Source organism: Virgibacillus pantothenticus (genome assembly GCF_018075365.1).
Taxonomy (GTDB): domain Bacteria; phylum Bacillota; class Bacilli; order Bacillales; family Amphibacillaceae; genus Virgibacillus; species Virgibacillus pantothenticus.
On sequence record NZ_CP073011.1, the window covers coordinates 366,925 to 386,742 of the forward strand.

15 protein-coding genes and 1 pseudogene are annotated in these 19,818 nt (G+C 37.4%); 15 read left to right on the forward strand and 1 reads right to left on the reverse strand.

Translation table 11 applies throughout. The annotated features are described in order from the left end of the window. Window positions 1-272: 272 nt before the first annotated feature. From KBP50_RS01815 to KBP50_RS01875, 13 genes and pseudogenes are all read left to right on the forward strand, one after another. Window positions 273-2,099, forward strand: a pseudogene (locus tag KBP50_RS01815) (S9 family peptidase); the annotation flags it as partial. A gap of 45 nt (window positions 2,100-2,144) precedes the next feature. After that, window positions 2,145-2,972: a GNAT family N-acetyltransferase gene (locus KBP50_RS01820; RefSeq protein ID WP_050349722.1), complete on the forward strand. Its 828-nt coding sequence runs from the start codon at window positions 2,145-2,147 to the stop codon at window positions 2,970-2,972. 85 nt (window positions 2,973-3,057) lie between these two features. Further along, window positions 3,058-3,642, forward strand: coding sequence for a hypothetical protein (locus KBP50_RS01825; RefSeq protein ID WP_050349723.1), 585 nt, complete (start codon window positions 3,058-3,060; stop codon window positions 3,640-3,642). Window positions 3,643-3,854: 212 nt separating this feature from the next. Further along, entirely contained in the window at window positions 3,855-4,094 is a 240-nt protein-coding gene (locus KBP50_RS01830; RefSeq protein WP_050349724.1) for a hypothetical protein, read from the forward strand. Between the two features lie 141 nt (window positions 4,095-4,235). Continuing rightward, window positions 4,236-4,799, forward strand: a complete 564-nt coding sequence (locus tag KBP50_RS01835; RefSeq protein WP_050349725.1) for a MepB family protein — start codon at window positions 4,236-4,238, stop codon at window positions 4,797-4,799. Between the two features lie 787 nt (window positions 4,800-5,586). Further along, entirely contained in the window at window positions 5,587-6,261 is a 675-nt protein-coding gene (locus tag KBP50_RS01840; RefSeq protein ID WP_050349726.1) for a response regulator transcription factor, read from the forward strand. 119 nt (window positions 6,262-6,380) lie between these two features. After that, the gene (locus KBP50_RS01845) at window positions 6,381-7,613 is read left to right on the forward strand and encodes a sensor histidine kinase (protein ID WP_169770775.1); all 1,233 of its coding nucleotides are present in this window, start codon (window positions 6,381-6,383) and stop codon (window positions 7,611-7,613) included. A gap of 706 nt (window positions 7,614-8,319) precedes the next feature. Next, window positions 8,320-9,708, forward strand: a complete 1,389-nt coding sequence (ltrA, locus tag KBP50_RS01850; RefSeq protein ID WP_076362136.1) for a group II intron reverse transcriptase/maturase — start codon at window positions 8,320-8,322, stop codon at window positions 9,706-9,708. Between the two features lie 172 nt (window positions 9,709-9,880). Next, window positions 9,881-12,931 carry an efflux RND transporter permease subunit gene (locus tag KBP50_RS01855; RefSeq protein ID WP_050349728.1) on the forward strand — a complete coding sequence of 1,017 codons (3,051 nt, stop codon included), beginning with the start codon at window positions 9,881-9,883 and terminating at the stop codon, window positions 12,929-12,931. A gap of 519 nt (window positions 12,932-13,450) precedes the next feature. Then, window positions 13,451-14,086 (forward strand): MerR family transcriptional regulator, encoded by a 636-nt coding sequence (locus KBP50_RS01860; protein ID WP_232231155.1) that lies wholly within the window; start codon window positions 13,451-13,453, stop codon window positions 14,084-14,086. Between the two features lie 558 nt (window positions 14,087-14,644). Next, complete coding sequence (locus KBP50_RS01865; RefSeq protein WP_050349729.1) at window positions 14,645-15,214, forward strand: efflux RND transporter permease subunit; 570 nt, start codon at window positions 14,645-14,647, stop codon at window positions 15,212-15,214. A 32-nt stretch (window positions 15,215-15,246) separates the two neighbouring features. Next, the gene (locus KBP50_RS01870) at window positions 15,247-15,945 is read left to right on the forward strand and encodes an efflux RND transporter permease subunit (RefSeq protein ID WP_269082644.1); all 699 of its coding nucleotides are present in this window, start codon (window positions 15,247-15,249) and stop codon (window positions 15,943-15,945) included. A gap of 48 nt (window positions 15,946-15,993) precedes the next feature. Then, window positions 15,994-16,452 (forward strand): DUF7878 domain-containing protein, encoded by a 459-nt coding sequence (locus KBP50_RS01875; RefSeq protein WP_050349731.1) that lies wholly within the window; start codon window positions 15,994-15,996, stop codon window positions 16,450-16,452. Between the two features lie 164 nt (window positions 16,453-16,616). Here KBP50_RS01875 and KBP50_RS22390 read toward each other — a convergent pair whose 3' ends face one another. Continuing rightward, window positions 16,617-16,748 (reverse strand): hypothetical protein, encoded by a 132-nt coding sequence (locus tag KBP50_RS22390; RefSeq protein ID WP_257786685.1) that lies wholly within the window; start codon window positions 16,746-16,748, stop codon window positions 16,617-16,619. Between the two features lie 100 nt (window positions 16,749-16,848). Here KBP50_RS22390 and KBP50_RS01880 point away from each other — a divergent pair, with 100 nt between their 5' ends. Then, on the forward strand, window positions 16,849-17,628 hold the full coding sequence (locus KBP50_RS01880; protein ID WP_050349732.1) for an ABC transporter ATP-binding protein: 780 nt from the start codon (window positions 16,849-16,851) through the stop codon (window positions 17,626-17,628). Next, on the forward strand, window positions 17,618-19,783 hold the full coding sequence (locus KBP50_RS01885) for an ABC transporter permease (RefSeq protein ID WP_050349733.1): 2,166 nt from the start codon (window positions 17,618-17,620) through the stop codon (window positions 19,781-19,783). Before KBP50_RS01880 ends, KBP50_RS01885 begins: the two co-directional genes overlap by 11 nt. Window positions 19,784-19,818: the final 35 nt, after the last annotated feature.

Genomic DNA, 19,818 nt, shown 5'->3' on the forward strand with positions numbered 1-19,818 from the left:
TAATATAAAATTAAAGAATACGAGTGTAGTTCGACATTAGTTGAAGCAACCTAAAGTTTTCTGTTGTATATGTATTGACTACATATGCTCCTGTATCTCAAGGGCAACACCCGCTCAAACCTCTGGTACTTTTTGAACTCGTATTACAAGGAATTTTCTTGTAATACACAATTGGAAGACTATATAATGAAACAAACTGAGAGTAATAAAATGATATAAGGTTTTCTGCTATAAACCAGTGCGTGCGTTAATTATATGGTCGATGAGAAGCGTTAACATCTAGGGTTATAGATAGTGCATCCCCATCTTGGTCGCCAGATTCTCAGTATATCGCATACCTTAGTCCAGTTGGTGACAAGGATAATAAGAAAAATCAGATCTTTATTAAGTCCATAGATAATTATAGTGGGGTTCAAATTACGGATGAGGAAGAAGGGGTAAGTAAATTCAAATGGGATCCTACTAGCAAGGGTTTTTATTATGTCGCACAGTCAAAAGAATCTGAGATGATAAAGAAGCGTAAACTATATGAGGATTTCCAACATATAGGTAAGGAATACCAGAATAATTGCTTATATTACATTGAAATACCAAAACTGATACACAACGATGAATTTGGACGTTTAGAAAAATTCGATAGTTCTGGCGAGAATAAAGGGGAGTGTGAAACTAGCGTCGTTTATCAACTAACTGATGGGATGGATTTTCATATTCATGAATTTGATATTTCAAATGATGGAAAAAAGGTTGTATTTATGGCTACACCAACCTCAAACATGGGAGATTATATTAATGGAGAACTATACTTACTAAATATCAAAGCTGGAGAGCTACAAAAGATGAATATAGATAAGTTGTTAGGAGGGAGCGTTTGCTTTTCCCCTGAAGGCCGCAAAATATGTTACTCAGCAAGTATAAAGGAGAAGGACTATTATAAGACCCATATACAAGACAGTACACTAGAGATATATGATATTCCTACTGGAGAGCTAATTCAACCTTTGACAGACTTTGATAGTACGGTTATTCCAATACGATGGACATCTAAAGGAATTTTAATTAGATGGCAGAATAAAACTAATTATCTTATTGGGTTGCTATCTGAGGATGGCACTGTGGAAATGCTAAGCGAAAAAGTAGATAGCTTTATAATGGATGCTTCTATAACAAGGGATGGAAATCATATATCATATAATAAGGCTATAACAAATGAAACCTTTGAAATCTATTTAGATGATAAAAAAATAACAAGTGAAAATAGCTTTTTCAAAGAAAAGCTTAAAAGTAACAGGGAAATAATCTCATGGCAAAGTAGCGACGGGTTGAAGATAGAGGGTGTTTTATCAACCCCGTTGGAGTTTGACGCAAATAAAAAATATCCCTTGTTAGTGATAATTCATGGTGGCCCGGCTTGGGCATCCTTTCCCATATTCTCAGATTGTTTTAATGAGAAGTATCCTATTGAACAGTTTATCGAAAAAGGCTTTATCGTTTTAGAACCAAACTACAGGGGAAGTTCTGGTTATGGTAATGAATTTTTAAAAGCAAATTATAAAAAATTGGGAATTGCTTACTACGATGATGTTATATCTGGAGTGGATAAACTAGTTGAAAAAGGTATTGCAGATAAAGATAGGGTAGGGGTTATGGGATGGAGCAACGGGGGATATATAGCAGCTTTTTGTTCCACATTTAGTAGTAGATTTAAAGCTATTTCAGTTGGGGGTGGAATTACTAATTGGCGTACTCATTATGTAAATACAGATATGCCTTATTTTATTAGGATGCATTTAGGAAATAATCCATGGAATGATCCAGAGATATATGCTAAAACTTCACCAATGACATATATTAAATCAGCCTGTACGCCTACCTTAATCCAACATGGTGAAAAGGATGCAAGAGTTCCAACTCCAAATGCATTTGAGCTTTATCAAGGATTAAAGGATATGGAAGTTGATACAGAATTAGTCATATTCAAAGGAATGGCATATAGTTCTGACCAGCCAGGAATGAATGTAGCTATTATGAAGCAGAATTTGATGTGGTTTTCACACTATATTCTTGGAGAGAGTGTGAAAGACTTTAGGGTTTTATAAAGCGGTTTCTTAAAATTGAGAGTCGAAAGGTTGGGGGGATGTCTTATGATATCAGAATTGGATAAAGCTGCATTTCATAAGTGTAGAAAGTTGATAAATGAACAAGGGCAGTTAGAAGCAATTGCAATTGTTGAAAATATAAATCCTGGTCGTATTTTTGTAGATGATGTTAATGACCCTGCATCTGGGGTTATTTGGTTAGGAAATAATGATGGATTTATATTTTTCGGAAACGAGCAAAATGAAGGATTTATTCATAAACTAAACAACTTTATCAACCATGTAATTATAGCAGAGGCAAAAAAAGTCCAACTAAAATGGTTTGAATGTATTGGTAATCATGAAAAGTGGAATAAAGTTATTGAAAAGGCCTTTGAACATCGTAAGTTGGGAAAGTGGAATCAGAAGGTTTATAGTCTACAGCCAGGTGATTATAAAGGCAATAGTAAACCTGAGATTGAACAAGAATATAAGGTTGCAAAAATGTGTGACTTTCTCTTTGAAAATAATAATAACCCAATAAAAAACAAATTTTTACAAGCGAAAATATCAGAGTTTTGGGATTCAACTGAAAGATTTTTGCGTAATGGCAGGGGTTATTGTATTGTTTATCAAAATGAAATCGTGAGTGTTTGTTTCTCAGGCTTTATCGCAGGCAATGTCCACTGCATTGATATTGAAACATTAAAAGCTCATCAGGGGAAAAAGTTGGCCCAAAGAATCGCTCATCACTTTGTTGAAGATTGTATAGAGAATAATCTGGTTCCATATTGGGATTGTATGGAAATGAATAAACCCTCTGTTGCAGTTGCGGAAAATATAGGGTTACGAAATATATTTAATTATGTAGGGTATGATTTTTCACTTGAATAACATGTAATAATTCATTGAAGAAACCTGATTAGACCAAGGTTACAAACGGGCGCTGTCATGGAAGAAGGTATCTAACAAAAAAATTGTGCAAGAATTAGCGCAGGGAGGAATTCATATTTATAAATATTATATAGCATTTACAGCAATTCTTGTCCTGTTCATTTCAGGGTGTAGCTCATCCAGCCAGATTAGCAATAGTGATTTAGAAGAATATGACGTGGAAAAGAAAATAGACGAAAGTATTCAAGGCGATTTTGTTTTTCGGCTTGTCAGTGATAAGAAAGAGTATGAAGCAGGGGATGACGTGAAATTATATGGCGAAATAACTTATGTAGGGGATAAAGATAAGGTTAATATACATCATTCATCATCTGCTATTCTTTTTCCAATGGAAGAAAAGGTACGAGGGTTTGACATTGGATTTGTTGTAAAGGAAATCGGGTTGTCAACTATGCTTAAACAGGGGGAGCCTTACCGAGAAGAATACAGGAAAAGTGGGAAATATGTAGAAGACGCACCCATTGATTATGTGAAGTTTATGGAAGAATTTTCAGGAATAGATGGCTTTCCTCCAGGATACTATGTTGTCAATGGTGAGACAGATTTTTACTTAGAAGGTCAAGAAAGAATAAATATGAAAGCGACAATAGATTTTAAAGTTGTCGAATAAGTTATACTAAAGCAATTGAAGGTTTCTAGGGGCGTTCTGAAATCGACATGAAAACAACGGTTAATTAGATCAGAATATATTATTGAGGGAAATGTTATGAAATAATAAAGTACGTTATTAAGAGCTATGGACCTTTTGATGGTTTTGCTTGATAGTATAATGTGCGTCAGTGGACTTGACAGCACTTTTTCTCCAAACACAAGGGTATGATCATGGACTTTCCTTCTGTTAAATTTTTCATTGTCATTGTTCCATTGCATTCACCTATGCATCAAGCAGCTGGCTTGTTTGAACTAACTCAGCCACTCAAGCTACCAATGTTGCAAATGATAGGAGAGAATGATAGGGAAGTATTTTTAGAAGTGGCTCCGCACTTTCGCAATAATTTTGCTGGAGCTAGTGAGTTTGTCATAATGGACAACATGTTTATCCATTATCTACAACCAACTTAGAGAGGAAAGTAATCCGATTATTAAAGAAGTAAGAATTAAAAATTCCTAACTTACAAGATAGGTAATTGTGCTAGACTAATATTCAATGGATGATTTTACAAAGCAAAGAAATATAATAGATTCCATAGAAAGGAAGGCTATATGACTACTCACAAATCGGAAAATAAATTGGAGTCCGGGCAGCAAATTATTGACCCAGCAACAAATATTCTGCCGTATCACTTGGAAATGGCTATTAAAGTTTATGAAGCTTGTGGAATGACAGTGACGAATAAGGTTATTCGAGAACCAGAAAGTGCTGAGTATAGTGCTTGCCGTTTTGGAATGGAAGGGAAAGACATCGTTTTTCGGGAAGCAAAGACAACACCAGTTAAAATAGGTCAGTTCGTAACAATATGGAAACGTCCTATGGATATAATTATCCCATTTGATAGCACGGATAGTGTAGATTTTATCGTTATAGGTGTAAGCAGTTCACAAAACCAAGGCCAGTTTGTTTTTGATAAAAGAATACTCATCGCAAAGGGAATTATGTCTCATAATAGCAAGAAAGGAAAAACGGCTTTTCGAGTCTATCCGCCGTGGACTGAACCTGTGAGCAAGCAGGCTGTGAAGACACAACAATGGCAACTCCGTTACTTTTTTCATTTTGGGCCACATATTGCTATTGATAAAGAAAGCATACGTAAACTTTTTAATCTTTAATGATTAAATTCTCCACTGTAAGCAGTGGAGAATTCACTATGCCTGTTCAGAAAACTTATAAATCACTGAAGTATTAGTAGAAAAATATGGTGTATAACGTAATAGCAATTAGGGCTTGCGATAAAGATTCTCTATACAATATTGATTAAGAATTTCGCAGAGTTTCTTATGATTGTTATGCTCAACTTATAAAGAAAAATCATTTTCTGAAAGAGCAGACGGCAACGCTTTTCCTTTTCAGCAAAGACAATCATCGTATTTAAAGTAACCCCAAAAGGAATTTAAAAATATCTATATACAAGAAGACTAGAAGAGTGGATTAATAAGGTGTGGAACAAATATCAAGTAAAATTTGCTTCCTTTTGCTTTAACTAAGTGTTTCGCTTTTTTGAAAATGAGGAATTACCCTTAATTACAGCTCCTATACATGTCCCATAATATATCGGTTTAGTTGTTGCAAGAATGGAAGCCGATGCCGATTTATTAAACATAACACATCTTTTCATGGAAAATGAGGGGAAATTAACTTCACGCTGCTTTTTTCAAATCGGCCGTAATTATCTAAAAATGTACGTCCATTATTATATGTTGGAGTACGCTTAATAGCCTTCTCTCGTATCCTTCATCGTGATTTGATGCTCTCAATTTACGGCTGTATGCGATTAGTGACATGACTGCTATACTAGAAAAAAACAATCCCATTTGTATGTAAGTATCTGCTATAAAAATAGTATAATAGGTGGGTGGAATCAGGAAAACGAGAATACCAGTTTAAGGATGATGGAAAGTGATTCGGATATTAGTAGCAGAAGATGATCCTCATATTCAACGGCTCATGAAAGTCTACCTTGAGCCTGAAGGATTTCAGATTTTACAAGCCTTTGACGGTGAAGAAGCTTTGGATGTAATAGAGAACAATCAAATCGATTTAATGATCCTTGATATTATGATGCCAAAGGTGGACGGCTTTGACGTATGCCAAGAAATCCGCCAATTTTCGACTGTTCCGATATTAATGGTGACTGCGAAAGGGGAATCTGCCGATAAGGTGAATGGTTTTCGGAGTGGGACTGATGATTATATCGTGAAGCCGTTTGACCCTGTTGAATTAGTTTTACGGGTAAAAGCATTATTGCGCCGCTACCGGATAGCCTATTCTTCGATTATTACGATTGGCCAATTAAAATTGGACGAACAAAAGCAAACGGTGGAAATCGATGATCAAATCATTGTATTGCCGCCTAAAGAGTTTCAGCTCTTTTTTAAATTGGCCAGTTATCCAGGAAACATCTTTACAAGAAGCCAGTTAATCGAACAAATTTGGGGAATTGACTATGAAGGCGATGAAAGGACGGTGGATGTTCACATTAAACGTATCCGTCAGCGGTTTGGAAAATGGACGAACCAGTTCCAAATCGTTACAGTCCGCGGTTTAGGCTATCAATTGGAAGTGAAAAAATGAAAACATTATATACCCGGATTGTTATTGTCTATATCATTACAGTTATGATCAGTCTTGTGATCGGTTTTTTCACGCTTACTCTGCTATTTCGAGAAAGCCTTGGGAATGATCAAGAAGATATGTTGATTAAACAAGGAGAAGGCATTATTACGCTATTTGAAAAAATTGATGATATTTCAGAAATGAAGGCGCTGGCAAATGAGTTGTTGGTACCTATGTTCGTTGATTTCGCTATCTATGATGCGGAAGGGAAGCTGGAGGTTTTTGGAGTAAACAAAAGATCAATTCCAGAAGAAAGGGTTCAACAAGTTTTAAAAGGAGGCGTATATAGGGAAGACGGGAGTGACCCGAATAAACCAATCGTCGGCCTTCCATTTCAAAAAGATAACAAACGTTATGCATTATTTGTTTATGTCAGTGATAGCGAGATCAAAAACGACGCCTATCAAGTGATTCTTTTGGGCTTTTTAAGTGTGTTAATTTCTGGCAGTATTTTAATTTTGATTGTCTCCCGCTTTATCGTCAAGCCATTAACAAAAATGACGCAAGTAACGCAAGAGTTGGCCAAAGGGAATTTTGATATTCATCTCAATTGGAAACGAAAAGATGAAATCGGTGTGTTGGCAAGAAATTTTGACATTATGGCGGAAGATTTAAAGAAACTCGAACAAATGCGGAGAAACTTTATTTCAGATGTTTCTCATGAAATTCAATCTCCTCTTACTTCGATTCGCGGATTCTCCAGGGCATTGAAGGAGAAAGACCTGCCCAGTGCGGAGCGTTTGGAATTTCTACAGATTATCGAATCGGAAAGTGAACGGCTATCACGCTTAAGTGGTCACTTGCTTCAACTCGCATCATTGGAATCGGACCAACACCCATTTGAACCGAAAAGTTTTTCCGTTGATGAACAAATAAGAGCGATTATTTTAAAGCTGCAACCGGAGTGGTCGAAAAAAGACATACAATTTACTTTAGATTTACCAAAAACGTATATTGTAGCAGACAAGGATTTGCTGCATCAAGTTTGGCAAAATATCATATATAACAGCATTAAATATAATAAGGATGGAGGCACTATTGGTATACGGTTAACGAAAAAGGCTCGTATAATCATCGTTGAAGTTGAAGACACCGGAATTGGTATTGCCGAGGAACACCTGAGGAACATTTTTGAGCGATTTTACAAAGCTGAACAGTCCCGGTCAAAGAAAAATGGCAGCGGCGTCGGCCTTGCGATTGTAAAAAAAATCTTGGAATTGCATCATGGCAATATTTACGTAAGGAGCAAGCTTGGAGAAGGAACCAAGTTCATCATTACACTCCCCTTAAGAAAACAAACCAAAAGATAAAATATAGATGTGAGGCTGGGGCAAAACTAAAATAGCTGATTAATAAACGAACAAAAAATCGTCCTTGTGTATACGCAAGTTTTTAGTGTAGTCAAAATATGTAGACTCCTGCGGGAATAGCTCGAGCTGAAGATCCCGCGGGAAAGCGATCTTTGCTTTCCGAGGAAGCTGAGACCTTGCCCGCGGAAAGCGAAATATGTTGACGTAGCGATGATAGGAATTTTTTAAACTCAAACAAACCGAACAATTATAAATGAATTGTTCGGTTTTTGCGTGCGCCCTGCATGGGCGAAAACTTGGTGGTGAAAGTCCACTACAGGCTTGGCAGTAGGAACTGTTAGCGGAAGGCAAGGTGGCTATCGTGAGGTAGTGGCTGAAGGAAGCTGGACGCAAACTCCTGAACTGACGAACAGAAATTAGATAGAAGGCTGAATTAGGTCGGATAAATCTGCGCAACAAGATAAAGTCCAATACTGCCCGAAACCTATACAGTAAATCTAACAGTTACATGGGAGGAAAGTTTTCGCTCTTACCGGGGGAGGTCTTGTGAGGGTGCAGTGGGAGTTGAATGATAACGAATCAGCACAACCAAAGCGGGGACGTTTTGGTGAATCACAAGAAGTCAGCAGAGGTCATAGTAATGTTAACTGACGAAACATGAAGGACCGAACAATAGAAATTTTGAAAGCTCTAGGAGGTGTGGAAGGTGCGACAACTGCAGAAAACAGGAGAATCTGGCTATCGGCAGAGAGATAGTGTGGAACATGAAGGGTATGTCGAAGCGCATAGTACTTTTCATGGTGAACAGAACAATCAAAATGGTGTATCCAATCTGTTTGAAAGAATCCTATCAAGGAACAACTTAAATCAAGCTTACCTTCAAGTAGTCAGAAATAAGGGAGCAGCAGGGATCGACGGTATGACGTACGACCAGCTACTTCCATACTTGAAGGAACACAAGGAGGAACTATTAACCCAGTTACGTCAAGGAAAGTATAAACCGCAACCCGTTCTGCGGGTTGAAATTCCGAAACCAGATGGTGGAAAGAGGAAACTGGGGATTCCCACAGTCATCGATCGAATGCTTCAACAAGCTATCAACCAAGTGTTACAACCGATATTTGAACCAACGTTCTCCGATAATAGTTTTGGGTTTCGTCCAAAACGTAGTGCGCATCATGCCATCATACGGGCGAAATCGTACTACGAACAAGGGTACAAATATGTAGTGGACTTGGATATGAAATCCTACTTCGATACGGTAAATCATGACAAACTCATGTACTTCGTGGAAAAACAGATATCTGATAAGCGAGTGCTTCACTTGATAAGACGATACTTATTAAGTGGAATTATGATTAACGGTATCTTCGAAAAATCAGAACAAGGAACGCCGCAAGGCGGAAACCTATCTCCGTTACTCAGTAATATCTATTTAAATGAACTAGACCAACTATTGGAAAAGCGTGGTCATCGATTCGTTCGTTACGCAGATGATTGTAATATCTATGTGAAAAGTAGAAGAGCAGGATATCGAGTAATGGATAACATTACTACCTTTCTTGAGAGAGATTTGAGTCTAACCGTTAACCGAGAAAAGAGTGCGGTTGGAAGCCCTTTGAAACGGAAGTTTCTTGGCTTCTGTCTATTAGCCACGAAGAATGGGGTTAAAATTCGTCCTCATAACAAAGCGAAAGTGACCGTTCAAGAGAAACTCAAGCGAATCACCAAACGCAATCGTGGGCGGAATCTTGAAGTGATTCTAAAAGAAATCCAGCAACTTATGACAGGGTGGATAAATTACTATGGCATAGGGGAAATGAAAGGATTCATGAAGAATCTAAATGGATGGTTGAAGCGACGAATTAGACAATATATTTGGAAACAGTGGAAAAATCCACGTACGAAAAGAAAGAATCTAATTCATTTAGGCATCGATAAACGTAAAGCTTATGAATGGTTGAATACAAGAAAAGGTTACTGGACTATATCAAGTAGCTATGTACTCCATCGTTCATTGACAGATAAAGAACTGGCGTCGAGAGGATATAAAGACATCGCTCTTCAATACCAGTTCGTACACTCAAACTATTGAACCGCCGTATACGGAACCGTACGTACGGTGGTGTGAGAGGGGCGAAAAGTTATTTAGCTTTTCCCTCTACTCGATTATTTAGTATTTGCTTATGTACCGGCTCATTTTTGTTCATATACAGTTCATATTACATTGTTAAGGTTTGTGTGAAGTCATAATGGGGGGTAGAAAAGTGTCGAGAATTACACAATGGAGTTTAAAAAATGGGATTGCGGTATTCTTTCTATGCATTCTAGTTTTGGGAGGGGGATTATTTGCAACGACGAAAATTCAAAAGGCAATCATGCCTGATCTTTCCTTTCCCACTTTATTTATTCAAATATCAGTTCCTGGACAGTCTGCTGAAGAAACTCAGAAAAATATTACTGTGCCACTGGAAGAAAAAATATTGGCAGCAAATGAAGCGGAAAATGTCATTGCTTCAACTACAAGTAATATGGTTACGATTGAAGTTCAATATCCCTTTGGGACTGATCTTGACAGGGTAAACAGTAAACTCGAAGCGATTGTGAACAGTGTTCCATTGCCTGAACATGCTGATCGACAAGTTTTGACGATTGACCACTTGTTAAATAGTGTCTATCAAGCTGCAATAACAGGAGAAGACCGCGAAAAACTTCAGAAAAAAATAACAGACACCATTATTCCTGAAATCAAAAAAGTGAATGGGGTAGCAGGTGTAGAAGTTACCGGACTCAGAGAAAATAATTGGCAAATTGAATTACATCAGGACAAAGCGTTGGAAAAAGGAATCAGTTTACAATCTGTCCAGGAGGCGCTGGAAAGTAAAAATGCGGATGCCACGGTTGGAACAGTTGAAAATGATGGGAAAACAATACCCGTTGATATAAAAGGTACCATCCAATCCGTTGAAGATTTGAACAAACTGATCATTACCAGCCCGCAACCAGATGTGGCAGCAAGTGTAAAATTATCTGATATTGCCACTATTAAACAAACGGAAAAAGAGCAAGAAATTTCTCGTTACAACGGAGAGCCGGCATTTGTTTTTAGCATTACAAAAGAGAAAGACGCCAACACGGTTGCTGTAACAGACAAAGTTGAAAGTATTTTTGATGAATATCAGAAGGAAGCGAAGTACGAAAAGTATCCTATTCTGAATTATGGCAAGGAAATTGATACGTCCATCTCCAAATTGGTAAAAGAAGGATTGTTTGGAGCATTATTTACCATCATCGTCATCGCCTTATTTTTACGAAGCTTCCGCGCGACGATTATTTCCATTATTTCCCTACCAGTATCTATTCTTGTTACGATCATGGCACTGGATTATATTGGCTATACGTTGAATGTCATGACCTTGGGGGGGCTTGCAGTCGCAATCGGACGAATTGTCGATGATAGTATTGTCGTCATAGAAAATATGTACCGTTGGCTACAGGAAAAAGGCAGTACAGTGAACAGGAAAGAGATTGCCTTCAAAGCAACGAAAGAAGTCATGACTGCCGTTGCCTCGTCCACTTTTATTACTTGTATCGTCTTTTTACCGGTTGCCTTTATAGATGGGATGATTGGGGAGCAGTTCCGTCCGTTTGCTCTTGCCGTTGCGATTTCCATCTTAACTTCACTCTTTGTGGCGATTATGCTTATACCCGTGTTAGGGAACGTCTTTTTCAAAAAAGTGAAGACGAAAGAAAAAGAAGGCAGAATGGTGTTAGGATATGAAAAACTTCTTCGTCTTGCGATCAGAAGAAAAGGCGTGGTGATTATTCTTTCTATCCTGTTGCTCGTCGGTTCAGTGTCATTAGTGCCACTTATGGGATTTTCGCTCATTCCCGCGGGAAGTAGCACATCGTTAAACATCAGTATGACGCTGCCCGCAGGGACGGAGCTGGAAGAAACGGACAAAATTGCCAAGAAAGTGGAAAACTATTTAGGCGAGAAGAAGGAAATTGATTATAGCAGTGCTGAAGTTGGTAAACCGGCTGATCCGATCTCATTCCAGAAAAAAGACAATGAAGCCGGATTTATCGTGAAGTTGAAAAAAGGTTATACAGCCGATGAAGAAACCAACTCATTAAAAAAGGATCTATCCAAGCTTGTTAAAGCGGATGTTCCAGAAGCGGATATAAGGGTTGAGGAATTATCACAAGCTCAAGGGCCTTCGGGAAATATAGTGGCCATCGAATTGTATGGAGACGATCTCCAAGCTTTGGAGAAGGCTTCCAAACAAGTAGAAAACTTGTTGCAGCAAAACAATCAATTAAAAAATGTAAAAAATGAAATGAATGAAGCACGGGAAAAATGGTCGATCTCTTTAAATGAGCAGGGAACAAAGTTAAACATCGATTCCACTCAATTAATGGGGCTGATCAATGAACAGTTAAATGCTGTGGAATTAATGGATTACAAAATAAAAGATGAAAAAATCAATGTTACGATTGATTATAATAAAAAAATTACGAGCAAATCCGGATTGGAAGATTTACAAGTTCCAACTCCAAGTGGTGTAAAACCGCTGAAGGAAGTGGCAGAAGTCGTTGAAATGAAGACACCTGTTGAGATTAACCAGGAGAACGGCAAAACATTGGCAAAAGTAACCGCGGAAATAAAAGGGAATAGCATTTTAGCGGAGTCAACCAAAGTACAAAAAGATGTCGATGCATTGAAACTGCCCGAAGGAGTAAGCCTTAAAACAGGTGGTGCGAATGAAGAAATCACGAAGCAATATACCGAAATGGGTGTATCGATGATCACTGCCATCGTACTGGTGTTTTTAATCTTATGTATGACCTTTAATGGCTTGTTGACACCAATCGTCATCTTGGCTTCCATTTTGTTCGTACCAATCGGCTCATTTGGATTTTTGCTCATTGCTGGCCAGCCGCTGTCTTTGAGCTCTTTAATCGGGTTGTTAATGCTAATCGGAATCGTTGTTACGAATGCGGTTGTACTCCTGGATCGGGTTGAAAATAACCGTAAACGTGGAATGAAAGTAGAAGAAGCCATCGTGGAAGCGGGAAAAATTCGGTTAAGGCCAATCGTCATGACTGCCGTTGCGACCATATGCGCGTTAATACCGCTCGCGATATCGGCCGATGTGGAGTCAGTTTCTGCCGCCTTGATTTCAAAAGGATTGGCAATTACTGTTATAGGCGGCTTGACGACATCGACATTGCTCACATTGGTCATTATCCCTGCACTATATCGAGCGGTTGAAAGATTCCGTAGAAACAAGGGGGAATTTGAGGAGGATACTTGACTAGAAGACAGAATAACGGAAAGTATGTAAAAAAGATTTTTTTACAAAAGGTATTCGCTGCTCTTTTTAAGCAGGAAAAAGTGATCAGAACATACACGCTTTTCCGTAAGAAAGTCAGCTAGGCTGTCGAGTTTTTGCTCGACAGCCTTATTTAAAAGATAAGAAAGCAGCATGGCTCGCATAGAGCGGGATCCACCATCTATCATGAAAAAACTTTTGCTAGGATTGGGAACGTACCCAAGATACGCTTCTCGGTTCTTTTTTTATATGTTTAAAAGTCTGTAAAATCAGACAAGAGGAGGATTTGATTAAAGGAACTGAGGATGATAAAAAGCGCACGGAAGCATGAAAACGTCCTATCCTAATCTCTTAAAACCTCTTGGCTATCCAAAGCCGTAAAGCTAAGCCGAACACATTTTTTTGATCTCCGTGTAAAAAATAATACAACAAAGCCTTGAAAGTGACGTGACGTCATTTTATATAATGTAAATAGCTTATAAAACAAGGAGGATGTTTCACTTGATCTCAATTAAAGAAGTGACCAAACAAACGGGCATTACAGTTAGAACGATGCGATATTATGATCATATAGGTTTGCTTAAACCAGCAGATAAAACGGAAGGCGGCCATAGATTATATGGGGAAAAAGAGATAAAGAAACTGCAAGAAATTCAATTTTTGAAAACTTTGGGATTTCATTTGAAAGATATTAAGGAAATGTTGGATGACCGTAAACTAGATTGGTTTAATAGTCTAAAAACTCAGCTGGATTATATCTTAAAGGAAAAAGAAAAGCGAGAGGAAATTGAAGGTATATTGCGTGGATTATTAAATGAAATGTTAATAGAAGAGAATATTAATTTGACCAAGGTACAGAGACTTATCCAGTTATATCAACAAAACTTTAATAAAAGGGAAGCCTTTCTAGCAGAAATATTTAATAAAGAGGAAAGTGAGTTGTTAGATTACCTACCAAATATAAATCGTGGTGACCCTGATACACTTGAATGGATTGCCTTAACGGCTCAATTAAGAAAGCATATGCCAAAAGGTGTTTCATCACCAGAAATTCAACGCATCATAAAACGTATGCACGAAAAAGAAATAGAGACCTACGGAGATAATCCAGAATTTATAAAAAACTATGGGACGTAAGAAAGTCACCCCAAAAATCGGAAAGTGCTGGATTTTACCCTATTGACTCGGAAACTCTGGATTTTTTTGAGGAAGCACTTGAATTATATTTAAAAAGCAAAGAGCAGCTTTCGAATTGAGGAGATTAAATTTCGCTTTATAGATTTTGATGATTCTGTGAGGTGGTTATTTATGCAAGACGTCATTATTCTATAAAAAAACATTATCTTATTCTTTTTTATGTTTATTGCTTTTTCTTGACGGATTATGGATTTTTCAATAAAAACAGTCGCAAACGAACAACTTAGGTATTAAAAAAAATATTTATAGACCATGGTAGCACTAATTTCCTGTTAGAAAGTAAGGGTTCAAAATGTTAGAGCTTCCTATAATAAACGGGATATACCCTTAGTAAAAGTAATGAACAAATAACCTTAGGGCACTAGCGTTGCATAAATATAGTAAGAAAAAACAGTGAATTTATTGTCGGTAATTTTTGCTAAAAACTGAACTACCAACTAAGGAAGCCCTGTCTATTCAGGTTAAATACAACCAAATATACTAGCAAGGGGAGATGTTATGAAATTACTAAAGTACATTATTAAAAGAAAAGTTTTCATTAGTTTGTTGGTCATTTTAATTATCTTTTTGGGAAGTTATGCTTTCTTGAATTTAGATAGAGAATTGACTCCCGTTGTTGACTTAAATGGTGCCTCAATTGAAGTTGATGCAGGAGATTTAACTGTGGCGGATGTGAAAAGTAACATTACAACGCCACTTGAACAAGAATTACAAAAAATTGATGGAGTAAATAAGATTGAATCAACTACTTATTTGGGGGGAAGCTCAATCCAGGCTTCTTTTGAAGATGGTTATGACAAGGATTTGGGGAGAGAATTAGAAACGATAGTACAATCATTTAAAAATAATTCCTCCGTAATAAAAAAGGTTGATGTTAGCAGGAACGGCTCGGGAACAAAATACGGATTCATTTTAGATATTTCTGGTGGAGATATGTCTGAGATGACCGAATTTGCGTCAAGTGTATTAAAACCTCGTTTGGAACAACTGCCAGAAGTGCAGGATGTTAAATTTTCAGGGATAAAAGATCTTGGGATGATTTTAAAGGAACCAAAGAATCATTATTAAATCTCGATGTTCCAGCACTCAGTGATAAGAAATTGTCAGCTTTTATGGAGTTAAAGGAAGTAAATGTACCTAAAGAGATTTATCATATAAATGGAGAACGATCTATATCTATATTTGCTGATATTGATGGTAGAGACCTAGGAGCAGTTAACAGAGATGTTCAAAATATGGTGGAGAACTATAAATTAGACTCTGGATACTCAGTCTCCTTAGGTGGTGAGCTGGAAGAACAGCAAGAATTGATGAAAGATACAATTTTCGTTTTAGTTATTTCCATATTTTTAGTTTATCTGGTAATGGCTGTTCAATTCAATCATTTCGGCCAACCACTCATTGTTATGTCTACCATTCCAGTTACAATTATTGGGGTAATACTTGGAATGTTTATGACACAAATGGAACTAAATATTATGTCAGCAATGGGATTAATCATGCTAGTGGGAATAGTTCTAAACAATGCTATCTTGTTGATCCATCGAACAAACCAACTCCTTATAGCAGGGCATTCTCTCCATGCTTCCATTATAAACGCTGGCCAAGACCGGATTCGTCCTATTTTCATGACCACACTTACTACGGTTGGTGGTATGATTCCGTTAGCAATGGCGTCGGGAATGTCAGCAGACTACCAAGCACCTGTGGCAACGGTAATTATATCAGGGCTCTTATTTTCTACTTTAATTACTTTAGTTTTAATACCAGCTATTTATCGTTTATTTTCGAGAGCGTAAATTTAAAAGAACTAAAATAATGGTTCAAGTGAAAGGGGTGGTGAGTAAATGGATAATAAGATAAATTTTGAATACCACTTCGTAAGTGATAAAGGAATCATCTCGAATAAAGATAAAAGGGATGTTCCAGCTATATTAGCAGTAGATGCTACGTTTTCTATAAAAATTAATAATAAATTATACTTTGAAACAGAACTTGCGATACTAGAATTCTATAAGTCTTTGTATGAATGGAAAGAAAAGATGACCAAGGATTATATACCAGAATTCCATTATTATACGATTGAATACGATGATTATGAAGACGGTGCTATACTGTCATTGCTTCCCTTCTCCAATCAGGCGAGATTGGAATCTATTTGGGCAGAATCAGATATTTATAATGTATTTGATTTGAATTATATTGTAGGTGCATTTATAGCCTTGGAGAAGAATCTAAGAGATGATATCGAGGAATATTATGAAATAAAACTGAAGAATTTTATCAAGCACATTCCATATAGGTGATTAGTAGTGTAGCACGAAAATAAAGGTAAGTGCGTTGATAATTTTGTATAAATTTTATTTCAGTTGAATGCGCCTTCCGTTATGTTATTATCTTATTTTCTTACTACTTGAAGATGATTTTGTAAACCTCTTCTACGTAATACAGACAAATTCGATAAACTGTTCTAACTACTTGCCGATACTTGCTTGAAATAATTTAACCGATTTTCTAATTTAATAATAGATGGTGGATAATCATTTTGCATTAAAATCAAATTCAATAGCAAATGAGCTGTCCACCCAGTATAGCGACTCATCTTTCCTTACATCATTTGTAAGTGTTTCTAGTCTTTGATATTGGTTATAATGTGTATAGCTCTTCGATGATACATGATAATAAGAAAAGGAGCGTTATACATGACTACACAAGGAAAATTACTAGAAGTTCAAGACTTACAAAAAAACTTCGGAAAGAAAGACAATATAACAAAAGCTTTAAACGGTGTCAGTTTTGATATTCTCCCAGGAGAATTCTTGGGAATCATGGGACCAAGTGGTTCTGGTAAAACGACATTATTAAACTGCATTGCAACGATTATAAAGCCAACATCTGGGCGGGTGCTTTTAAATGGTAAAAACATCAGTGCTTTTGACAGTAAAGATTTAGCAGAGTATCGGGGCACTCGAATTGGATATTTGTTTCAAGACTTTGCACTGCTAGATAATTTAACGGGTCAAGAAAATATCCTATTGCCACTGTCTATTCATGGGGTGGATTTTACAAAAGCACGTGCTAAATTAAATGAGCTGGCAAGTTTTTTAGAAATAACAGATATCCTTCATAAATTCCCTTCTCAGATGTCTGGGGGACAAAAGCAAAGGGTAGCTGCTGCTCGCAGTTTGATTTCTGATCCGGATATCGTTCTTGCAGATGAACCAACAGGAGCATTAGACACACGCTCTGCAAAACTCTTAATGAATAAGCTGGAAGGAATTAATAGAAGTAGTGGAAGAACAATTTTAATGGTCAGCCATGACCCGAATGCTGCAAGCTTTTGCTCAAGAATCCTTTTTATTCAAGATGGTGTCATCTTTCATGAACTGCGCCGTAAACAAGATGAGTCTCGCGAGAAATTTTATGACAGAATTTTAAGGGTACTAGCTCAGCTTGGGGGAGGGAGCGCAAATGTTCTCTAGGCTGATTTATCGTAATGCGAAGCGAAGTCGGAAGGAAAATGTCATCTACTTTGCAACACTTGTCACAGCAGTAGCCTCGTTTTATATCATACTTTCACTTGGGAGACAAGATGTTATTTTATTTTTAAAGGAATTTGAAAGTGATGCGATCGATAAACTCTTAGCCCTCATGCCCATCGTGTATCTATTTGCCTTATTTCTATTGTTTTTCTTGATTTTATTTGCTAATCAGTACCAATTAAATCGGAGAAGCAAAGAGTTTGGACTCTACCTCATGTTAGGAATGCGCAAAGAGCGTCTTGTTCTTCAACTTGTTGCAGAGGGGCTTATGACGTCTATTTTGGCACTCATTGGCGGCATTTTAATAGGCGGATTTTTAGCGGAAATCATTAGCTTGACGGTTTCTAAACTAGTCGGACAGGGAATTATCGGTCATCAAATAAGCTTGTCGGTAAGCGCGATAATCTTTACGATCATCGGTTTTTTATTCATCCAGCTCATTGCATTAGCCATTCTTGGCGGAAGATTATTTAATCAAGAGGTACATCAACTACTTTATGAGCAAATGGATAAGAAACAAGATATGGGACATTTTAAAGGCAACGTACTCCATATTTTAGTGGGTATTGTCTTACTAGGTGTTGCCTATTGGATTGTTTTATATCGTTTTATGGATTTTGCAGGACTGCTTCTGTTTGTGGCATTGGCTCTCGGATGTTTAGGAACGATCTTTTTTATGAGGGGATTTGGAAAACTATTTGGCTTATTGGCAAGCTTGTCCGAGGGTAAATCTACGAAAGGGCTGCGCACATTTACTTTAAGACAGTTCCAGGAAAACGTAGCGAATAAATCCACTTCTGTTGCTGTAACATCGATTCTAATCACGTTGGCGATCATTTTGATCACAAATGGTGCTTCAACTATTATCGGTTTCGATAGTGCTATTACTAGGACTTCCTCGTTATATGATTTTACGGTTCATGGAGATCATCAAAAGGTTGAGCAATTTCTTACTTCAGAAAAAATGGTACCATATGTAGAGGACTTAAATCTATTAGAAATTGGGAAAATGAAATTTCAGGATGAACGTGAGGAAAATGACTTGCCTGTATCGTTGGTAGACTGGCCTGAATTAAGAGAGCAGCTCATTATGGCTCTGCCAAGCAACTATAAAGAGCAGCTTTTATCCGGAGAAATGCAGGGTTACACGATCAGTTCGGAAAACCCTGAAGCACTTAACTTGCTTGGGGTCCTAGAGATTGATGCAAAAGCACCTTACCTCATTCCTGAATCATCTTATAATGGACTTTTAAAGGCAATAGGAGAAAAACCACTGAACCTGCATGCAGATGAAATTGCCCTATACTTTAATCCAGACCTTTTGCATATGGATAATCTAGAGAGCATGCCTGTACTAGATCGTATTCTTGAAAAGGCTGAAAAAGAAGGGCGAAGTTTGATGAGCATTCATGATCAGGAAATATCTATACGCCCATCAACTCCAATGAGGGGATTAGTCGCAGACCGTTCGATAGAAATTCATTCCGCATTTATCGTCCCTGATTCTATGTTTGAAGACTTATTAAATACGGAAACATATGTGTCCTATTGGAATTTTCGCATCCCACAAAAGCTGCAAGATGAGCAAGGTTTAATGAAACCAATGATGGAAGCTAGAGACTTATTACAATCTTCAGGCTTTCAGTTTGAAAGTTATTTGCAAAACTTTGGACGTCAACTCTTCTATGTTGTTGCGGGAAGTTATACGACACTATATGTGGGATTCTTATTCTTGATTATTGCTTGCACAGTATTAGCTTTACAATTTTTGACACAGATGAAGCAGACGGGCGGGCGCTATGTAACACTTTCCATGTTGGGAGCAAAACGTAAGCAAATGAAAAAATCGATGCATAGACAGGTAATGTTGACTTTTCTGTTACCTATGTCTCTCGCATGCGTGAGTGCAGCTGTTGGGATAAGGGCGATGATTTCATTTGTTGTTATTAGCATCGAAGATAACGCGTTACTTTATCCGATTGCCTTTACCTTTGCATGCGTAGTCATCATCATTTTCGTGATTTATGGAATAGCAGTTGCCCGTACAGCAGATCATGAGATCGATAAATTGCGCTGGAAGCCAAATATAGATTAAAAAACGGTTACATTTCATATAGAAGGAGGTGCTGA

Excerpts from the sequence above, each read along its gene's own strand:
- KBP50_RS01820 (WP_050349722.1), top strand. The coding sequence starts at position 2,145 with ATGATATCAGAATTGGATAAAGCTGCATTTCATAAGTGTAGAAAGTTG.
- KBP50_RS01830 (WP_050349724.1), top strand. The coding sequence starts at position 3,855 with ATGGACTTTCCTTCTGTTAAATTTTTCATTGTCATTGTTCCATTGCAT.
- KBP50_RS01835 (WP_050349725.1), top strand. The coding sequence starts at position 4,236 with ATGACTACTCACAAATCGGAAAATAAATTGGAGTCCGGGCAGCAAATT.
- KBP50_RS01845 (WP_169770775.1), top strand. The coding sequence starts at position 6,381 with ATGTTGATTAAACAAGGAGAAGGCATTATTACGCTATTTGAAAAAATT.
- KBP50_RS01865 (WP_050349729.1), top strand. The coding sequence starts at position 14,645 with ATGAAATTACTAAAGTACATTATTAAAAGAAAAGTTTTCATTAGTTTG.
- KBP50_RS01875 (WP_050349731.1), top strand. The coding sequence starts at position 15,994 with ATGGATAATAAGATAAATTTTGAATACCACTTCGTAAGTGATAAAGGA.
- KBP50_RS22390 (WP_257786685.1), bottom strand. The coding sequence starts at position 16,748 with ATGAGTCGCTATACTGGGTGGACAGCTCATTTGCTATTGAATTTGATT.
- KBP50_RS01880 (WP_050349732.1), top strand. The coding sequence starts at position 16,849 with ATGACTACACAAGGAAAATTACTAGAAGTTCAAGACTTACAAAAAAAC.
- KBP50_RS01885 (WP_050349733.1), top strand. The coding sequence starts at position 17,618 with ATGTTCTCTAGGCTGATTTATCGTAATGCGAAGCGAAGTCGGAAGGAA.